Source organism: Peribacillus sp. NPDC097198 (assembly GCF_044762055.1).
GTDB lineage: Bacteria > Bacillota > Bacilli > Bacillales > DSM-1321 > Peribacillus.
This window is the reverse complement of sequence record NZ_JBIWDO010000001.1, coordinates 103,235-120,586: the sequence shown is the minus strand read 5'-3', so window position 1 is coordinate 120,586 and position 17,352 is coordinate 103,235. Positions and strand designations below refer to the sequence as shown.

The following is a 17,352-nucleotide window of genomic DNA, read 5'->3' as shown; positions in this document are numbered from 1 at the left end:
AGTAATCATATGTTTTATAAGGAGGAGATAGTATTGTCTATTTCAAAAGACCCGGTTAGTTACATGGTTCGTCCTGGAAAACTGGAAGACTCCGAGGCGATTTTAGACATCCAGAAATCCGTTGTGTCAGAAGGTGAATTCCTAATCGCGTTATCCACAGAGTTCAATAAAACATCTTCCCAACAAAGCGAATGGGTTCAGAGCATATTGGATCATGAAAGAGAAACATTACTGGTAGCTGAAAGTGAGGGAGAAGTCGTTGGTTGGATAGTATTCGAAATGGCCAAAAATAGAATGCGATTGTCCCATACAGGCACCTTTGGCATGATGATAAGAAAGGGTTATAGAGAAATGGGGATTGGAAGTATGCTACTACAGGCATTATTGGATTGGGCAGAGAGCAATCCCTTCATCGAAAAAGTGAGTTTAGGCGTTTTCGCATCAAATCACGGTGCTATTACTTTGTACAAGAAAATGGGGTTCATTGAAGAAGGTCGTAAGGTTAAAGAATTTAAAATGAGTGAAAATGAATATGTCGATGATATCCTGATGTACAAATTGGTTAAGTGAAATCGAATGGATCATCTTGTTTAAATGAATGAAGCGGGCATTTCAAATCCACTTTGTGCATTGAATTCGGAAATTTCGGGGAATTTGGTTATAATAGGAGTATTCGAATGGAGGCGTATCAGAATGTTTACAGTGAAACATACATTAAACTTAGATGTTACGGAAGAATGCCTGTTAATGGGTGTGTTTGATCGGCCGATTAAATTCACGGGGATTGGGCAGGAAGCGGATGAGAAATTATCGGGACATCTTACACAATTGGTGAAGGATGGTGATATCTCTTCCAAGAAGAAGTCCATCACTAAAATACATACTTTAGGAAAACTAGGCGTAAAGAGGCTGATTTTTGTCGGTCTAGGGAAAGAAAAAGAACTATCTTTCGAGACTTTAAGGGAAGCTTTAGGGAAGGCCCGCAAAGTGGTGGCTGAATCAAGGCTTACGACAATCAGCATCGCTTTGGACACCTTCACGACTGAACAGTTGGACGCACTGGATGCGGCGCATGCATTCTCCGAGGCATTTGAGCTGGCAGGCTATAAATTTGCCGGGTATAAACAGAAATCGAACCAGATAGAAAAAAGTTTGGAAGCCATCACGGTTTATAGTGAGTGCCAAACGGATGAAGTGGGAGCGGCCCTACATGTCGGCCGTGTGTTTGGGAAAGCGACGAATTCAGCGAGGACGCTAGTTAATACACCTGGGAACTTACTGACCTCCACGGATTTAGCGAACTATTCCATGGAATTGGGGGACCGGTATGGATTCGAGGTTGAAATCCTCGAGAAGGAAGACATGCTCAAGCTTGGAATGGGTGCTCTTCTAGCGGTCAATCAAGGATCGGTCGAACCACCGAAAATGATCGTCCTCAAATATCAGGGAAAAGAAGAATGGACGGATGTAATCGGGTTGGTCGGAAAAGGAATTACCTTCGATACAGGAGGTTACTCATTAAAAACAAAGGCTGGAATCGTTGGAATGAAAACGGATATGGGCGGTGCAGCGGCCGTCTTGGGTGCGATGGAAATCATCGGGGAATTGGGCCCGGATCAAAATGTCGTTGCCGTCATTCCTTCTACCGATAACATGATCAGTGGAAATGCATTTAAACCGGATGATGTGATTACCGCCATGAGTGGTAAAACCATCGAGGTGCTGAATACGGATGCCGAGGGACGGCTTGTATTGGCGGATGCAGTGACATATGCGAAACACCATGGTGCGGAATACCTTGTCGATGTTGCCACCTTAACGGGTGGTGTTATAACGGCCTTGGGCAATGATATGACAGGTGCCATGACCAATAACGTGGAATTCTATGAACAAGTTCAAAAGGCCTCTGAGGAAGCCGGTGAGCCAATGTGGCGCCTGCCGATTACCGAAAAGGATAAAGAGCGTGTGCGTAATAGTAAGATTGCGGATTTGAATAATTCGCCGGGAGGAGCCGGGCATGCCATCATGGGTGGTGCCTTTGTCGGTGAATTTGCCGAATCGACCCCATGGGTCCATCTCGATATTGCGGGAACATCCACGACAGCGAGCGCAAATGAACTGGGTACGGCCGGGGCGACTGGAGTCATGACCCGTACCCTTGCCCTTCTTGTGGAAACATTCAATCCGGGCAAGAACTAGGATCGATGCCGAAGCCGGAAAGAGGCTTCGGTTTTTTCATATGTTGCTCCACTTCAAACTGATGATGACATGGCAATTTATCTCTCCTTTTTTCGGATAAAAATCAAAACGGATGCCATCGGGATTGTACTTGATATCTGGTTCGTTTTTAATACCTGTCTTTTTGATCATGTCGGTGACGGCAGCCGTTTTCGATTCTTGGGCGGCGGACATGAGCCGTGTCGAAAATGGTTTGGACGAGGCAATCATATCCACTACTTTTTTTGCATCATCCATTAACGATTGCGAAGATTTAGCCGATTGAATCAAGAGGTCGGGGTTTCCGGCGGAGAAAGGGCGAAGCAGCGGATCTACCTGATTACGATAAGGCAATCCCCAATCACGGTTTCTCTGGAAAAAATCTTGGTCGAAAAAAAAATAAGGGATATCAGCCAAAGGTTTGCCTCCCTTTCCTATGTCTTTCCATAGACAGGTTTATTATATAGGTTAAAATATGAGTGGATGTAGAAGATTATGATAGTGTTTTAGAAAGCCGTTTTTCTTACTTGAAAAATAGAAAGAAGTGTACACTATTATTTGTAAAAATCCTCACTTGGTAGTATACTTAAAATACTTGCTTACCTTAAGTAAGTAGCGAGACCGTACTATATAAAACTAAAAAATAGGTGATTTTACTATGAAAATAACAAAGCAAATAAAAGACCTTTTAATAGATAAAATGAACATCCTGAAAACACCGGGTAAAGATGATCTATGCCTGGTCGGTCCCGTGAATCTCCCTGTTAAGCAAGGTGACTTTTCGGCTGTCTTCCAATGGTACACCTGGCTTCAGCTTGATGGCGAGGATAATGTTGAAGAAGCAGTGCTCGAATCGCTTTCGACTGCCAACTTGGCTTTTGGCCAGCAATCTTCGGTATTGGTGTATGGTGATTTCGAGAAAGCGGAGGATGCACTCGTCCGTATGCACAGCATCTGCCATACGGGGGATATATTCGGCAGTCAACGTTGTGATTGCGGATACCAGCTTCACCAATCGATGAGGATGATTGCCGACGCCGGAACCGGCGCCATTTTTTACCTTGCGGATCATGAGGGAAGAGGTATTGGCTTATTTACAAAATCATTGGCTTACTTGCTTCAGCAAGAAGGATTTGACACCGTTGAAGCGAACCATGCTTTGGGATTCGAAGATGATACAAGATCTTATGAAGGAGCGATCACGGTGTTGAAAGCTCTGCGTCATAAACCCGTAACGCTGATTACGAATAATCCTAAAAAGCTGGCAGCGCTTAAGGAGCATGGCTTGACGGCGAAGAATCATATCCCGCTTTGGGGTGGTTTGACTGAAACGAATAGTTTCTATCTGGATACAAAAATCAAGAAATCCGGGCATATCCCACTAGAGGATCCCACTGTAATTGTGTGAAGGGGAGCTGTGATGATGAATAATGATCAATATTACATGAAACTGGCTTTGGACCTAGCGGGCAGTGCTAAAGGGAAGACGAACCCAAACCCCATCGTCGGGGCTGTTATTGTGAAAGACGGCGTGATTGCCGGAACAGGGATTCACCGCAAAGCCGGTGAACCGCATGCCGAGGTCCATGCATTCAAAATGGCGGGAGAGTATGCCAAAGGTGGAACTTTATATGTGACGCTTGAACCTTGTTCCCATTATGGGAAAACACCACCATGTGCGAATTTGGTGAAGGAATCGGGAATTAAACGGGTCGTAGTGGCCATGGAAGATCCCAACCCGGAAGTTGCAGGGAGAGGAATCGCGCTTCTTAAAGAGGCAGGCATTGAAGTGGAAGTGGGCATTTTGGAAAAAGAAGCACGAAGGCTGAATGAACGCTTTATCCATAATATGACGACAGGGCGGCCTTTTGTCCTGTCCAAATTTGCGATGACGCTCGATGGGAAGCTGGCGACCCACACTGGACATTCGAAATGGATTACAGGGGAAGAATCCCGTCACTCGGTCCACTTGCTACGTAATGAGGTCGATGCAATTTTAGTCGGCATCGGAACGGTCCTGGCCGATAATCCATCCTTGACGACCCGGCTTCCTGAAGGCGGGGGAAAAAATCCGGTCCGCATCATTTTGGATAGTGAACTCCGCGTACCTCTAGATTTCCATGTCTTACAGGTAGAAGAAGCGAGAACGGTCATTGTCACGCATGAAAATGCCTCGTTGGAAAAAATCGCCTCCCTAAGCGAAAGAGGAGTCGAATTCATCATGGTCCCCAAAACAGAAGCAGGGTTGGATTTGGAGATCCTGATGGCCGAACTATATAAAAAGGGGATAACGGATGTCTTGCTTGAAGGCGGAAGCGAGGTAAATGCTTCATTCTTAAGGGCAGGACTCATCGATAAATATCTAATCTATGTAGCTCCTAAACTATTGGGTGGAAGAAACTCACTTACTCCTTTTTCAGGGGACGATGTAAATCAAATGGATGAAGCCTTGGATGTTTCCATCTCTCATGTTGATACGTTTGGGGAAGACATCCGCATAACGGCTTATCCAAAATAAAATAGACAACAGGTGAGAAGCATGATGGGTAAAACGGATGTTTGCATTGTCGGTTCAGGACCTGGAGGGGCGCTTTTAGCCTATTTATTGGCCAAACAGAACATTTCGGTCATCCTCCTTGAGCGGAATCAGGCAGTCGCACAGGAATTTCGAGGGGAATTCTTAAACGATGAAGGGGAGAGCATCCTTAAAAAGCTTGGCTTATTTGCGAAAGTGGAGAATCTGGGCCTGCTTAGAATGGAACAGATTGAATATTGGCAGGAGGGGCGACTGGTAAAAGAGATTTATCCGGACGACCATCAAGATAATCTGGGCATTCATGTTCCGCAGAAGCATCTGTTGAAGGTGATCTTGGATGAAGCTGAAAAGTTAGATTCCTTCCACTTGATGCTGAACACGAGGGTGACAGATCTCGTCCAGGACAAAGAGGGGCGGTTCTGTGGAGTGAAAGCCGTTAAGGATGGGAGTGAATTCACCATTCAAAGCCGATTGATTGTCGGGGCGGATGGAAGGTTTTCAACGGTCCGGAAAAAAGCGAAAATCCCGGTTGAGGTCAAGAACCACGGCTATGATTTACTCTGGGCTAAAATACCGGCCCCTTACGGATGGAAGCCATCGATCAAGAATGCATTGGTCAATGGTTCCCAGTTGGCACTCTTCACTCAGGCGGGGGGGTTCATCCAAATCGGATGGAATATAGAACATGGTTCGTACCCTCAGCTTCGGAAACAGCCTTTTGAACCTTTTATTGAAAAGTTGATCATGAATTTCCCAGAGTTACGGAGTGTGGTCCGTGAAAATATCCAATCCTGGCAGGACTTCATTTTATTGGACGTTCATAGTTGCTCATGTGAAACGTGGACCAAAGATGGTGTTCTGCTAGTGGGGGACGCGGCCCATACCATGACCCCCACTGGTGCTTTCGGACTCAATTGTGCCCTTGGTGACGCTGAACTAGTGGCCCAACAAATTTATGAACACATCCTTCTGGGAGATAGCGGATTAACGGGGCTCAAAAGGGCGGAGCCAAAAAGAAGAGCTTATATTGAAAAGCTACAGGCCTTGCAGGTGGACATGGAGAAATCTTTTGAATCCTTGTTTACCGCGTATGTTTAAATGGAGAGTGAAGAAGATGAGATTCGGTTTTGATATAGATGATACTTTGATTAATTTAAGGGAATATGCATTCCAGTTATATAATGAAAAGCTCAATAAAAATGTAGAGTTAACAAAATTCAAGGCCTTGAAAACCTTGGAGATTCATGAATTGTTCGAGATGAGTAAAGAAGAAGGCGGAAAAATGTGGAATAGCCTTGCCGAAGAAATCTATTATTCCTCGTGCCCGGCGTTTGAGGGGGCAGTGGAAGCATTACAGGCCCTTGAAAACGAAGGACATGAAATCTTTTATATTACGGCAAGAAAAGCCGAGCATGGTGAACGGACGAAACAATGGATGATCGAGAATGGATTCCCTGTAAAGGACGACCATTTTTATTGCGGCATGAAAGACCATGAAAAAATTGAAACGATCAAGAAATTGGAGCTGGACTATTATTTCGATGATAAACCGGCCGTTTTGGAAACGTTGGTGGGCATTCAAACGAAGGTATATGCCATCGATAATTCCTATAACCGTGAGATAGAATCCATCCCTAGACTGACAAACTGGTCGGAGCTGAAGCAGGTTATATCCAAGTAAGACAGGCATGCATATGAGATGGAGGATGACTGGAAGGTACCCGGATCATCCTCTTTTTTTCATCAATAATGAATGGTTATTCATTTATATCTGTTATAACTCACCCAGACAAGGTAGAATGGTTTTAATGATAGAATTCTAAAATGAAAGGGATGGGTCAAGATGGATATCAATGTGGAAGGTTCGTTGATTGGCGCACTTGGGATAGAAATGAAGGAATTGAGTAATGGGAAAGTCATTGCGACCATGCCCGTCGACGAACGGACAAAACAGCCATTTGGTCTATTGCATGGAGGCGCATCGGTTGCCCTGGCCGAGTCGGTTGCGAGCATCGGTGGTTTCCAGCTGGTCGACGGCACGAAACAAGCGGTCGTCGGGCTTGAAATCAACGCAAATCATGTAAGGGGTGTCCGTTCGGGCCTTGTCACTGCAGAAGGGAACATCCTTCATCATGGGAGAACGACCATGATTTGGGATGTGAAGATCCGGGATGAAGAAGGAAACCTGGTCTGCGTTTCCAGATGTACGCTGGCAGTCATCGACCTGCCAAAGTGAGAGTGAACAAAAAGGAGCTGCCGTTGGGTAAAACGGCAGCTCCTTTTTTGCTTCATCGGCTTTTCTTCAAATCATCCTGGACACTTTGATCCCACATTTTAACGCCAGAATGGTAGGCGGAGCGGTTGATCAAATGTCCGGCTACTGGACTGGTCATGAAGATGAAGATGATGGCTAGTACGACACGGAAATCGAAATGACTGTGCTTGTAATAAAAGTATAAGAGTGTCCCAATCAGGATGAACATGATCCCGAGGGTGGAACTTTTGGATACGGCATGATTTCGTGTATAAACATCAGGCAACCGGATAATGCCGAAGGCGGATACCAAGAATAGAAAGACACCGATCAAAATAAAGCCTGCAGAAAGAATTTCAGCGATTTCGGTCATTTTCGATGATCTCCCCTTTCTCAAGGAACTTGGCGAAAGCGACCGTTCCGATAAATGACAGGATGCCGAGCAACAGGATGGCTTCTAAATAAGCATTCGTATCCATGACGATGGATGCGAGCGCCACGAGAGCGATGAGGTTGATGCCCATCGCATCCAGGGCAATGACCCGGTCAGGAACAGAAGGTCCTTTAATTAACCGGTATAGAAACCCAAGCATGGATAGTGAGACACCGAGCAAAGCGATTTTAAGTAAAAGATCGAACATTATTTGCTCACCTCCATGATTGCTTTTTCAAATGTGTATTTAATGCTGTCGACGGCTTCTTCTTTATCAGCGATATCCATCGCGTGGATATAAAGGATGCGATTGTCTTCCGAAACCTCCACAACCAGGGTGCCTGGGGTCAGCGTGATTAAATTGGATAGGACGGTAATCTCCCAATCCTTCGTAAGCACGGTCTCGTATGCGAAGATACCCGGTTTCATATCGAGCCTTGGCTTAAGTATGACCTTAAGTACGCTAATATTGGATAACAGGAGCTCCCTGGCGAAAATGAAGAACAGCCGGATGACGGCATACACTCGGTTAAGATAAAAACGGCTGGTGAAAAAATGACGGAAGATAAACAGGATGCCAAGTCCTAAAACATAGCCAATGATGAAGGTGCTTCCGTTGAATTCATTTTTCAAAAACATCCAGATGATAGCCAGGAATACATTCAGTAAAATTTGAAAGGACATCAGGCATTACTCCTTTAAAACCGCATCGATATAAATATCGGGATTCATTAATGTGTCAACGGCTTGTGAAATATAGGGGTAAACCGCTTCTGTTCCCACTCCGTATAAGACGGAAATGGCGACAAGCAGGACCGCAGGGACAAGCATTTTGTTGACCGTTGCCTTACCTAGGGTATACGCGACTTTCGGGGTTCCCCAAAAACCGTGTATGAAAATTTTCATCACAGAATATAGGACCATCAAACTTGATAGCAAGACCATCGCCAAGCCAATATAGGCTCCTTTGTCGGCTGCCCCTTGAAGGATCATCAGCTTGCCGGCAAATCCGCTGAATGGAGGGATTCCGGCCAGTGATATGGCTGCGATGAAGAAGGTCCAGGCAAGGCCAGGATATTGCTTGATCAATCCGCCCATATTCCGTAAATCATCAGAGCCACTGATCTTAATCATGATGCCCACCAATAAAAACAGTGCGGCTTTGATTAACATGTCATGAATGATGTATAAGATCGATCCGGATAAGGCTGGTTCATTCATCAACGAAATTCCGAAGATGATGACGCCGACGGCAATGATGATATTATAAATGATGATCTTTTTAACATCCCAATAGGCGATTGCACCGATGACTCCCATGATGATGGTTAAAATCGCCAGGACTTGGAGAAACATATGGGTGAAATCTTGGTCATGATGAAACATGAGTGTATAGGTCCTGAAAATGGAATAGACCCCGACTTTGGTCAGCAAGGCTCCAAATAAGGCCATCACGGGGATAGGCGGTGCATAGTAAGAACCCGGAAGCCACTGGAATAGCGGAAAAATGGCTCCCTTCAAGCCAAAGACGATCAAGAAGCCGATCGCGATGACCGATAGGATGGCAGGTTGTCCTGCCTCTGCTATCCGCTGACTCAGGTGTGCCATATTCAACGTGCCGAGCACCGAATACAGATAAGCGACCATGATGACGAAAAAGGAGGAAGAAAGAACATTGACGATGATGTACTTCAATGATTCCCTCAGCTGAATTTTCGTTCCTCCCAAGACAAGGAGTACGTAGGAGGCCATCAGCATGACTTCAAAAAAGACGAATAGGTTGAACAGGTCACCGGTAAGGAATGCCCCATTCACGCCAATCAGTAAAAATTGAAAGACAGGATAGTAATAATGGGCCTCACGTTCTTTCCCTATGGAGTAAAACGAGTAAACCAGTATCGCCAATCCAATGATATTCGTGGTCAGAACGAGTAAGGAGGCAAGCATGTCAGCGACAATCACAATACCGAAAGGCGCATCCCAGCTGCCGACTCCCAGTGTCAAGATCCCTTCATTATGAACGGAAAGGACCAAATAGATAGCAATCCCGATTCCGATGAGGGATGAAATGAAAGAAATCCCTCGTTGAAGCTTGATTTTTTTTGAAAAGAAAATAAGGATGATGCCTGTAAAAAGCGGTAATAAAACAGGCAATAATGGTAGATTAATCATTTGTGTCGGTACCTCTCATTTCTTCCATATCGTCCGTCCCCAGTTCCTGGTAGGTCCGGTAGGCAAGCACTAATAAAAAGGAAGTGACACCGAAGCTGATGACGATCGCCGTTAAGATGAGAGCTTGTGGAAGCGGGTCAACATAAGACGTCGCCACATCCCCAAGCAATGGGACGGAACCTCCTTTTAAACCACCCATCGTTAAAATCAAAAGATGGGCCCCATGACTAAGCAACCCTGTACCGATGATGATCCGCAAGATGCTCTTGGATAGCATCAAGTAGGTTGCACACATAAATAGAATTCCTATGACAATGGCCATTAAAAGTTCCATTATTCACTCTCCCCTATCGTTTGAATAATGGTCATCGTTACACCAACAACCACGAGGTAAACGCCTAAATCAAAAAGTACCGCTGTATGAAGCGAGATGTGACCAAGGATGGGAAAATCGATATAACGGTACACATGAGTCATGAGCGGAACCCCGAACAGGAGCGAACCGGCTACAGTCAGGGCAGAGATGAATAAACCTGCACCTATCATCAGTTTATAGTCAATCGGCAAGATCTCCGCGACGGTTTTAATGTCATAGGCGAGTAAAAGAAGGACAATCGCCGCTGATGTCATCAATCCGCCGACAAACCCGCCCCCCGGTGAGTAGTGGCCGCCTAAAAAGATGGAAACGGAAAAAAGTAGGATAACAAAGGCCGCAACCTTTGTCACCGTTTGAAGAATCAAGTCATTTTGTTTCATGATTTATCTTTCCTCCCAGTCAGTCGCAATTTAATCATCGCGAAGATCCCGAGTGCTGCGATGGAAAGAACACTTATTTCAAACATCGTATCAAGTCCGCGGAAGTCAACGAGAATGACATTGACCACGTTTTTTCCTCCTGCTTCCTTATACGCATTTTCAAGGTAATAACTTGAAATGGAAGCAAATAGCTTATTGCTATGCGCTGATAAAGCAATCAATGTGACGATCACGCCAACGCCAATTGAAATCAAGGCATTATTCAACCTGAATGTCATCCGCTCTTCCTTCCTGCTTGCAAGTAATGGTAAATGGAAGAAACAGAGCAGGAAAAGCGCGACGGAGATGGTTTCAATGACAAGTTGCGTCAATGCCAAATCCGGTGCTCTAAGCAAGACGAAAAATAGGGAAATGGTATAGCCGACCGCCCCTAAGAGGATGATCGATGTTAAACGGGATTTCGCAAATAGAATGGCAATCGATCCAATCACGATGATAGCCGCCAAAACGACTTCATAGACGCCGAATGGAGCAAAGTTTCCTGTATCGAGTACAAAGGCATCTTTCCAGTAAAGGGAAAAGCCTAAGGAAAGGATGAAGAAAAGGAAAATCGAGAGCAGATAGTTTCGAATCGACCCTGTCATGAGAAACTTCATGATGGTAGATGCCGAGCGTTCCATCCCCTTTAATCCATGATCATAAAGGGAGTTCAATGAAAAACGGTCTGGCACTATCCGATAGATGCCGTTCCATTTGGATAACGTTTTGTATAAAATGATCCCTACCACAATGATTCCAATCGTCATCCATACTTCCGGTTGGAAGCCATGCCAGAATGCGATATGAACATGATAATCCGGGTCTACCAAGTTTGGCTGGATACTCGCCACAGCCGGCTCGATGATTGACGAAGATAATAGATTAGGGAAAATCCCGAATACAAGGACCAAAGAAGCAAGGATAATCGGTGAAATCAACATGCCAATCGGCGCTTCATGCGGTTTCTTATCCAAATGTCGAAGTTTCCCTGTAAAAGGCTTAAGAACGACAATCATGCTGTAAATGAAAGTGAAAACACTAGCAACCCAAGCCACTACCGGGAATAACACGCCCCATGTCTCCATATTGAATATATCCAGTTCCAATACATTCACCATGGCAGCCAGGAACATTTCCTTACTTAAGAACCCATTGAACGGAGGAAGCCCGGCCATGGAAAAGGCACCGATGATGGCCACCGTAAAGGTGATGGGCATCAGCTGCATCAAGCCACCAAGCTTGCGGATGTCCCTTGTACCAGTTTCGTGGTCAATAATACCTGCCACCATGAATAGACTTCCTTTGAAGGTTGCATGGTTAATCAAGTGGAAGACGGCGGCCACTGTTGCGGCCAGGTATATATTGTCCCCCAGCGTGTCATAGTGAAGGGCAGCGGCTCCGATTCCCAATAGAGACATGATCAAACCAAGCTGACTGACGGTGGAAAAGGCAAGAATCCCCTTTAAGTCCGTTTGTTTCACAGCTGAGAATGAACCCCAGAATAAGGTGACCAACCCGGCAATCGAAACGAGCCAGAACCAGACACCGGATTCCGCAAACACCGGGCTTAGACGGGCAACCAGATAAATGCCAGCCTTGACCATTGTCGCGGAATGGAGATAGGCACTGACTGGTGTCGGTGCTTCCATGGCATCAGGTAGCCAGATGTGAAATGGGAACTGTGCCGATTTAGTGAAGGCACCCAGTAAAATGAGTAGAAGAGCAGGGATGAAAAGCGGATGATCCAACAGTTCGCCGCTTTGAGCTATCAGTTCCCTTATGCTGTAGGTGTTTCCCATGATGGAAAGGAGCACGATTCCCCCAAGCATGCTTAATCCGCCAAAGACGGTGATCAGCAGGGATTTCTGAGCTCCATAACGTGAGCGTTCCCTTTCGTTCCAATACCCAATGAGTAAAAAGGATGACAAACTTGTAAATTCCCAAAATGAATAGAGAACGATTAAATTGTCGGAAAGGACCACACCAAGCATGGCGCCCATGAATAGTAAGAGAAAGACATAAAACTGGTTCAGTTTTTCTTTTTCTTTTGATAGATAAAAGATGGAATACAAAATAACGAGTGAACCAATCCCCGTTATGAGCAGAGCGAACAAAAGACCTAGTCCGTCTACATAAAAGTCAATATGTATTCCTAGTGAAGGAATCCAAGTAGCCCGTTCAGTTATGGTCTCCCCTTGTTTGGTTGAAGAAATGAACCGGGAAAAATAGCTAAATAGAAGAACGGGTAAAATCAGTACAAACCAGCCAGTATGTATTCGACGTAAATACTTGTATAAAAACGGTATTAAGATGGCCAAAAGAAATGGTGATAATACCGCCCAATGAAGCAAAGACATAAACTCCCCCCTTATAAACGAAGTCATCGCCTTATTATGCATTTTTTTACACAATCCTAGACGGTAAAGTATCTTCGTTGAATGTGTTTTTTTTATATGTGTTACGTGTCATTCCTAAAAGTATAACCCAATTTTTGAGGGTTTGCATGACATTAGGAGCGAGGAATACTGATTGATATCGAGTTTTATATATAGGTAGAAAAGGAGCGTGAAACGGCTCAAAAAATATTTTCAGAGGGGTGCAAAGAGGGGAATATATGTAAAAATCCATTGTGAAATCCTTTTATATCTTGCATAATAATAGGATAAAAGATACATGGATGGAGAAAAAATGAAAAACACGTATTTACTTAGTTATTTCCCGATCATTGCGATACTACTGTTTAGTCTGTCCTTTGCGATTTATGGGGAAATGCAGGTGCTTATCTTATTCGGGAATTTAGGAATCTATCAAGGGATGTTGGAGTTCTTTTCCGAGACAGGAATTAAGCTTGCCTTGATGATTGTGTTGTTGTTGGTCATGTTCATGGTCTTTGCAGCGCTGAAGTTAATCTCGGACACGGTCATTGAGCTTTCCCTTCTATTCTTTTCCAAAGATTCGGATGGGAAAGCATTGACGAGCATCAGGATGGGGTCGGTCATTTATGTGATCGGCGGAGCTTGTTCATTGTTCAGCGTCCAATTCCTCCCGGGGCTCATTTCCATCTTCCTTATCACGAATGTCGTGGCCCTGATTTACTTTGTGTTTAAGTTAAGCTCCAGTGTGAATGTATCTGGGCTGGTCGGACTCATCTTCTTTCCCATCTTCGTATGGACCGCGTTAGTCGCCATCGTCGCTTATTCAGGGTTGAAGTTGTATAACAGCGTGATTGCCAGCCTACCGATATAGGGAATACTCATCCATATACGGAGAAAAGAGCTGCCGGGAACATCCGGCAGCTCTTTTCATCGTGTACTTGGTTCCTTATATCCGTGCGTTGATCTTGTTTTGTATGGAAGTGGCATTCGTTGTGAACAAGATATACGTATCAGATACAGTATGAAGCACGATACGATCCGTTGTAGCATATGGCGTGCCAATTCTGATCGCACGTTTATCTTCACCCGCATATGTATCATCTTGAGTCACCCTTATGATTTCGGAAATGGGTATTTCTATTGTGGATAGTTGCCATTTAATGAGTAAATGATCCTGTGATTTTTCAATTGCGATTCCTAGCATCATAATCCCTCCGTCGTCTTATCATGACTTGCTTTTACCATTCAGCGGCTTGGCTGATTGCCTTCCATATCTCTATCTGGGGCTGTCGCGAATAGACGGCTTGCAGGTTGGCTGGCTTATCTTTCCCAACCCAGACGCCGGTTGTATAGTTTCCTGTCAGGCCGACGAACCAAATGTCTTTGGCATCATTGGTTGTGCCTGTTTTTCCCCCGATATATTCAGACGGGAAATAGGCTGAGCGTGCCGTCCCATTTGTGGTGACTTCGTGAAGAAGCTGCCGCATTTTGCTGACGGTGTTTTTATTCCACACCTTTTTCGATTGATTTTTCCATTTATAAAGAACGTTTCCTTCTTGGTCCGTGACCTTCGTGATTGCCCGTGCAGGCTGGTAGCGGCCATCATTGAATGATGTAAAGGCATTGGTCATTTCGAGAGGGCTCATCCCGTATTCAAAACCGCCGATGGCCGAACTGATGTGGTGATCTTGGATGGACACCTTTTTGAATTGAAAGGCATTAAGATAGCTGAAGCTCTTTTCTATGCCGGTCTTTTCAAAAAGCCTGATGGCCGGCGTATTATAGGATTGTGCAAAAGCATTCCTTATAGTGACCATGCCGTAGCTCGCCCCATTGTAATTTTGTGGACAGTAGCTGTTGCTACAATAGTTTGCCCCGCTAACAAGCTGATTGATATCCGCTCCCGTTTCTTCTATATAAGGTGCATAATCCAGAAGAGGCTTTATGGTCGAACCAGGTTGCCTGTAACTTTGGTATGCCCGGTTGAAAGAATTTTTTTTATAATCCTTTCCCCCAATCAAAGAGACAAGCTGGTGCGTATGATGCTGTATAACCACTGATGCACCTTCGATATCATTGAATCCGATTTTCGATTGCATGGCCGACTTGGCCTGGGTCTGTAGATTGATATCGAGTGCCGTGTGAATGGTTACGCCAGATTTCAGAAGCTTTGTGACCTGTTCATTCAGTTTGGCTTCCGCTTGATTGCGTGTGACTTCATCCGAGCTTTTCAATGGTTTTGTCAGACCTTCCGCCGAAGCGACCAGGTTTTTCAACTCTTGATGGACATATGTCACATAATCAGGGTATAAATCGATGTTGGTGGACAAGTCCAACCTGATTTCCTTTTTAATGAGTTTATCGAATTCCTTCTGCTCCAGTTTACCTTGGACAACCATTTGTTTTAGTATCCGCTCTTGACGCTTTTTCGTGTTATCAAAGTGTTTAAGAGGGTTATAGAGTTCGGGATTATTAGGAATGGCTGCAAGAAAGGCCACTTCGGCCTTTGATAGATCCTTGATCGATTGGCTGAAGTAGAGTTGGGAAGCCGCCTCGATTCCGTAAGCCCCGTTGTTGAAGTAAATGGCATTCATATAGAGCTCGATGATTTCGGACTTGGACCGTTTCCGTTCTAGCTGGTAGGCGTAAAAGAGTTCACTTAGCTTTCGGTTATACGTCTTGTCATGGGTAAGGAAAACATTCCTGGCCAATTGCTGGGTGATGGTACTCCCGCCTTGTTTGATTGCACTCTTCTGTGAATTGACAAGCAAGGCCCTACTGATCGCGGTTATATCAATTCCCCTATGCTCATAAAATTTTTGATCTTCCGTGACAATGAACAGGTCTTCTAGAAACACGGGGATATCGTCAAGCTTCAAATAGATCCGGTTTTCTCCATTGGGAATTTCACTAATCACTTTCCCATTTGCGGCCGTCATGTAACTGGTCTGAGCCAGGTCAATCTGATCGAAGGGGATGCGTTCATCCAAGACATGATGGGGAGTTTCAGCTAAAGACCACTCCTGATAGGAAAGAAAGATGAAGATGGATAAGACAGGAACTAAGAAGAAAATCGTGATATAGCCAAGGTACGCGCGCATAGTTCAACTTCCTAACTAATATATTTTTAGTAACTTAATGGAAAAGATGTGGGTAAAAAAGAGTGGTCCTTTCGCTTCGTTTCATCCATCATAATCCAATTAAGGAAGATGATAAAGGGTTTCTTCTGAAGTTGCTTAACGCAATGGAGAAAAACTGGCTGGGTGAATGGCTCTGGCTTAATGAAAATCAAATAAAAACTTATTTCAATCTTCTGTTATAATATTCTTACGGAAAAAATAACCAAATTTAGTCGGTGGAAAGATGTCATGAATAAGGAGGGTTCGGAAAATGGATGGACAACAGCAGTATGTATTCATTGATTTTGAATTTACAATGCCCGAAGGAAAGGCAAATCCAGTTGGTTTCTACCCGGAAATCATTGAGGTCGGTTTAATCGCAGTCGTAAACGATACAGTCCAAGAACAGTTTTCTTCCTACGTTAATCCGTCAAGGTTTCCAGAATTGACGAATCGATGCAAGAAATTCCTGAATATCACCCAAAACCAGGTGGATCGTGGAATTTCATTTGAAGAATTGGTTACCTTTTTAGCAAAATTGGATGAGAAGCATCCAACGACCATCGTCACCTGGGGTAACATGGATATGAAGGTGCTTCGTCAGAACTGTCAAAAAGCAGGTCTGAATTTCCCTTTCACGGGGAAACAGAGCGATCTTTGCCTGGAATACAAGCGTTTCTTCGGAGATCAAAATCAAACGGGATTATGGAAAGCCGTACAGGCCTATGGAAAAGAGGGGACAGGTAAGCATCATAGGGCCCTTGATGATGCCATTACCACGTATAATATCTTTAAACTGGTGGAGAAAGACAAAAGTTATATGAAAAATCACGAACCGACGACAATCGGTGACCGCATCGATTTATCCAAAGTATTGAATCATTTAGCGTTATAAAAGCCAAATCAATTTCTATTGATTTGGCTTTTATTATATGTTATTTAAAATAATCCGCTGCTAGGTCTTCAAGCAGCTCCAAACTTTTGTTGTTCCATTCTGTTTGGCTTTCGGTTAAAGTGCGGGCCATTTTCTCAACAGATACCCGTAAGGATTCCTTATAATCTGGAATGTCCCCATCGTATACCCTCACCATATTCATCGGGACATTGGTTTGTTCCCGGAATGCCAGGGCACGTCGTTGATGAAACATGGATACTTCCGTTTGCTTCGGATTATGAAGGTCTCCCTGCATAGGATGCTTCATGACTGCCAATACTTTTACAAGATATGCAGAAGGACGGATATCGGTGATTTCCCCGATATATTTCCCTGTTTTATAAATGGCGGTTACCTTATCGCCAACCTTGAATTCATGCTCGGACATTCCTTCATCCACCTTTCTTGTTCACTCCCTACATGATACATAAGTACGATGATTTTATACAATGAATTTGTTTACTGTATCAAAGATGCATTTTTTTCCGAAGTCGTGTAAAGTGTAGAAATGAAGGTT

The 17,352-nt window shown here is 44.4% G+C and carries 20 protein-coding genes; 9 read left to right on the top strand and 11 right to left on the bottom strand.

Features of this window, described 5'->3' with window-relative positions; translation table 11 throughout:
• The first annotated feature begins 33 nt into the window (after window positions 1-33).
• Together ACIQXQ_RS00605 and ACIQXQ_RS00600 are read left to right on the top strand one after the other, a co-directional pair.
• Window positions 34-570, top strand: a complete 537-nt coding sequence (locus ACIQXQ_RS00605; RefSeq protein ID WP_402871044.1) for a GNAT family N-acetyltransferase — start codon at window positions 34-36, stop codon at window positions 568-570.
• Between the two features lie 123 nt (window positions 571-693).
• On the top strand, window positions 694-2,199 hold the full coding sequence (locus ACIQXQ_RS00600; protein WP_402954320.1) for a leucyl aminopeptidase: 1,506 nt from the start codon (window positions 694-696) through the stop codon (window positions 2,197-2,199).
• Window positions 2,200-2,235: 36 nt separating this feature from the next.
• On the opposite strand, the gene ACIQXQ_RS00595 is transcribed toward ACIQXQ_RS00600, so the two are convergent.
• Entirely contained in the window at window positions 2,236-2,634 is a 399-nt protein-coding gene (locus tag ACIQXQ_RS00595) for a YuzC family spore coat inner layer protein (protein WP_402954315.1), read from the bottom strand.
• Between the two features lie 241 nt (window positions 2,635-2,875).
• Here ACIQXQ_RS00595 and ACIQXQ_RS00590 point away from each other — a divergent pair, with 241 nt between their 5' ends.
• The 5 genes from ACIQXQ_RS00590 (at window position 2,876) to ACIQXQ_RS00570 (ending at window position 6,989) form a co-directional block, all read left to right on the top strand.
• Complete coding sequence (locus tag ACIQXQ_RS00590; protein ID WP_402954312.1) at window positions 2,876-3,625, top strand: GTP cyclohydrolase II; 750 nt, start codon at window positions 2,876-2,878, stop codon at window positions 3,623-3,625.
• 15 nt (window positions 3,626-3,640) lie between these two features.
• Window positions 3,641-4,735, top strand: a complete 1,095-nt coding sequence (gene ribD, locus ACIQXQ_RS00585) for a bifunctional diaminohydroxyphosphoribosylaminopyrimidine deaminase/5-amino-6-(5-phosphoribosylamino)uracil reductase RibD (protein WP_402955111.1) — start codon at window positions 3,641-3,643, stop codon at window positions 4,733-4,735.
• Window positions 4,736-4,756: 21 nt separating this feature from the next.
• On the top strand, window positions 4,757-5,851 hold the full coding sequence (locus ACIQXQ_RS00580; protein WP_402954309.1) for an FAD-dependent monooxygenase: 1,095 nt from the start codon (window positions 4,757-4,759) through the stop codon (window positions 5,849-5,851).
• A 16-nt stretch (window positions 5,852-5,867) separates the two neighbouring features.
• The gene (locus ACIQXQ_RS00575; RefSeq protein WP_402954306.1) at window positions 5,868-6,434 is read left to right on the top strand and encodes a 5' nucleotidase, NT5C type; all 567 of its coding nucleotides are present in this window, start codon (window positions 5,868-5,870) and stop codon (window positions 6,432-6,434) included.
• A gap of 162 nt (window positions 6,435-6,596) precedes the next feature.
• Window positions 6,597-6,989 (top strand): hotdog fold thioesterase, encoded by a 393-nt coding sequence (locus ACIQXQ_RS00570; protein ID WP_402871057.1) that lies wholly within the window; start codon window positions 6,597-6,599, stop codon window positions 6,987-6,989.
• A gap of 52 nt (window positions 6,990-7,041) precedes the next feature.
• On the opposite strand, the gene mnhG is transcribed toward ACIQXQ_RS00570, so the two are convergent.
• From mnhG to ACIQXQ_RS00535, 7 genes are read right to left on the bottom strand one after another with little or no spacing between them, the layout of a single operon-like run.
• Window positions 7,042-7,380: a monovalent cation/H(+) antiporter subunit G gene (gene mnhG / locus ACIQXQ_RS00565; RefSeq protein WP_402954303.1), complete on the bottom strand. Its 339-nt coding sequence runs from the start codon at window positions 7,378-7,380 to the stop codon at window positions 7,042-7,044.
• Complete coding sequence (locus ACIQXQ_RS00560) at window positions 7,364-7,600, bottom strand: Na(+)/H(+) antiporter subunit F1 (protein ID WP_402871344.1); 237 nt, start codon at window positions 7,598-7,600, stop codon at window positions 7,364-7,366. The genes mnhG and ACIQXQ_RS00560 overlap by 17 nt, the downstream gene beginning before the upstream one ends.
• 47 nt (window positions 7,601-7,647) lie before the next feature.
• On the bottom strand, window positions 7,648-8,124 hold the full coding sequence (locus ACIQXQ_RS00555; RefSeq protein WP_402871061.1) for a Na+/H+ antiporter subunit E: 477 nt from the start codon (window positions 8,122-8,124) through the stop codon (window positions 7,648-7,650).
• Window positions 8,125-8,130: 6 nt separating this feature from the next.
• Window positions 8,131-9,612 carry a Na+/H+ antiporter subunit D gene (locus ACIQXQ_RS00550; RefSeq protein ID WP_402954300.1) on the bottom strand — a complete coding sequence of 494 codons (1,482 nt, stop codon included), beginning with the start codon at window positions 9,610-9,612 and terminating at the stop codon, window positions 8,131-8,133.
• Window positions 9,605-9,946, bottom strand: a complete 342-nt coding sequence (locus ACIQXQ_RS00545) for a Na(+)/H(+) antiporter subunit C (RefSeq protein WP_402871066.1) — start codon at window positions 9,944-9,946, stop codon at window positions 9,605-9,607. Before ACIQXQ_RS00545 ends, ACIQXQ_RS00550 begins: the two co-directional genes overlap by 8 nt.
• The gene (locus tag ACIQXQ_RS00540) at window positions 9,946-10,368 is read right to left on the bottom strand and encodes a Na(+)/H(+) antiporter subunit B (RefSeq protein WP_402871069.1); all 423 of its coding nucleotides are present in this window, start codon (window positions 10,366-10,368) and stop codon (window positions 9,946-9,948) included. Before ACIQXQ_RS00540 ends, ACIQXQ_RS00545 begins: the two co-directional genes overlap by 1 nt.
• Window positions 10,365-12,764, bottom strand: a complete 2,400-nt coding sequence (locus ACIQXQ_RS00535) for a Na+/H+ antiporter subunit A (RefSeq protein ID WP_402954297.1) — start codon at window positions 12,762-12,764, stop codon at window positions 10,365-10,367. Before ACIQXQ_RS00535 ends, ACIQXQ_RS00540 begins: the two co-directional genes overlap by 4 nt.
• 316 nt (window positions 12,765-13,080) lie before the next feature.
• Between ACIQXQ_RS00535 and ACIQXQ_RS00530 the strand changes: the two genes are divergently transcribed.
• The gene (locus ACIQXQ_RS00530) at window positions 13,081-13,653 is read left to right on the top strand and encodes a DUF5366 family protein (RefSeq protein ID WP_402871073.1); all 573 of its coding nucleotides are present in this window, start codon (window positions 13,081-13,083) and stop codon (window positions 13,651-13,653) included.
• Window positions 13,654-13,728: 75 nt separating this feature from the next.
• Here ACIQXQ_RS00530 and ACIQXQ_RS00525 read toward each other — a convergent pair whose 3' ends face one another.
• Together ACIQXQ_RS00525 and ACIQXQ_RS00520 are read right to left on the bottom strand one after the other, a co-directional pair.
• Entirely contained in the window at window positions 13,729-13,986 is a 258-nt protein-coding gene (locus tag ACIQXQ_RS00525) for a SunI/YnzG family protein (RefSeq protein ID WP_402871075.1), read from the bottom strand.
• 34 nt (window positions 13,987-14,020) lie between these two features.
• On the bottom strand, window positions 14,021-15,883 hold the full coding sequence (locus ACIQXQ_RS00520) for a transglycosylase domain-containing protein (RefSeq protein ID WP_402954294.1): 1,863 nt from the start codon (window positions 15,881-15,883) through the stop codon (window positions 14,021-14,023).
• 289 nt (window positions 15,884-16,172) lie between these two features.
• Between ACIQXQ_RS00520 and kapD the strand changes: the two genes are divergently transcribed.
• Window positions 16,173-16,796 (top strand): 3'-5' exonuclease KapD, encoded by a 624-nt coding sequence (gene kapD / locus ACIQXQ_RS00515; RefSeq protein WP_402954291.1) that lies wholly within the window; start codon window positions 16,173-16,175, stop codon window positions 16,794-16,796.
• Window positions 16,797-16,836: 40 nt separating this feature from the next.
• Here kapD and kapB read toward each other — a convergent pair whose 3' ends face one another.
• The gene (gene kapB, locus ACIQXQ_RS00510; protein ID WP_402871080.1) at window positions 16,837-17,223 is read right to left on the bottom strand and encodes a kinase-associated lipoprotein KapB; all 387 of its coding nucleotides are present in this window, start codon (window positions 17,221-17,223) and stop codon (window positions 16,837-16,839) included.
• Window positions 17,224-17,352 lie beyond the last annotated feature (129 nt).

Coding starts and splice junctions, on each gene's coding strand:
- ACIQXQ_RS00600 (WP_402954320.1), top strand. CDS start 694: ATGTTTACAGTGAAACATACATTAAACTTAGATGTTACGGAAGAATGC.
- ACIQXQ_RS00590 (WP_402954312.1), top strand. CDS start 2,876: ATGAAAATAACAAAGCAAATAAAAGACCTTTTAATAGATAAAATGAAC.
- ribD (WP_402955111.1), top strand. CDS start 3,641: ATGAATAATGATCAATATTACATGAAACTGGCTTTGGACCTAGCGGGC.
- ACIQXQ_RS00580 (WP_402954309.1), top strand. CDS start 4,757: ATGATGGGTAAAACGGATGTTTGCATTGTCGGTTCAGGACCTGGAGGG.
- ACIQXQ_RS00575 (WP_402954306.1), top strand. CDS start 5,868: ATGAGATTCGGTTTTGATATAGATGATACTTTGATTAATTTAAGGGAA.
- ACIQXQ_RS00570 (WP_402871057.1), top strand. CDS start 6,597: ATGGATATCAATGTGGAAGGTTCGTTGATTGGCGCACTTGGGATAGAA.
- mnhG (WP_402954303.1), bottom strand. CDS start 7,380: ATGACCGAAATCGCTGAAATTCTTTCTGCAGGCTTTATTTTGATCGGT.
- ACIQXQ_RS00560 (WP_402871344.1), bottom strand. CDS start 7,600: ATGCTTGGGTTTCTATACCGGTTAATTAAAGGACCTTCTGTTCCTGAC.
- ACIQXQ_RS00555 (WP_402871061.1), bottom strand. CDS start 8,124: ATGTCCTTTCAAATTTTACTGAATGTATTCCTGGCTATCATCTGGATG.
- ACIQXQ_RS00550 (WP_402954300.1), bottom strand. CDS start 9,612: ATGATTAATCTACCATTATTGCCTGTTTTATTACCGCTTTTTACAGGC.
- ACIQXQ_RS00545 (WP_402871066.1), bottom strand. CDS start 9,946: ATGGAACTTTTAATGGCCATTGTCATAGGAATTCTATTTATGTGTGCA.
- ACIQXQ_RS00540 (WP_402871069.1), bottom strand. CDS start 10,368: ATGAAACAAAATGACTTGATTCTTCAAACGGTGACAAAGGTTGCGGCC.
- ACIQXQ_RS00535 (WP_402954297.1), bottom strand. CDS start 12,764: ATGTCTTTGCTTCATTGGGCGGTATTATCACCATTTCTTTTGGCCATC.
- ACIQXQ_RS00530 (WP_402871073.1), top strand. CDS start 13,081: ATGGATGGAGAAAAAATGAAAAACACGTATTTACTTAGTTATTTCCCG.
- ACIQXQ_RS00525 (WP_402871075.1), bottom strand. CDS start 13,986: ATGCTAGGAATCGCAATTGAAAAATCACAGGATCATTTACTCATTAAA.
- ACIQXQ_RS00520 (WP_402954294.1), bottom strand. CDS start 15,883: ATGCGCGCGTACCTTGGCTATATCACGATTTTCTTCTTAGTTCCTGTC.
- kapD (WP_402954291.1), top strand. CDS start 16,173: ATGGATGGACAACAGCAGTATGTATTCATTGATTTTGAATTTACAATG.
- kapB (WP_402871080.1), bottom strand. CDS start 17,223: ATGTCCGAGCATGAATTCAAGGTTGGCGATAAGGTAACCGCCATTTAT.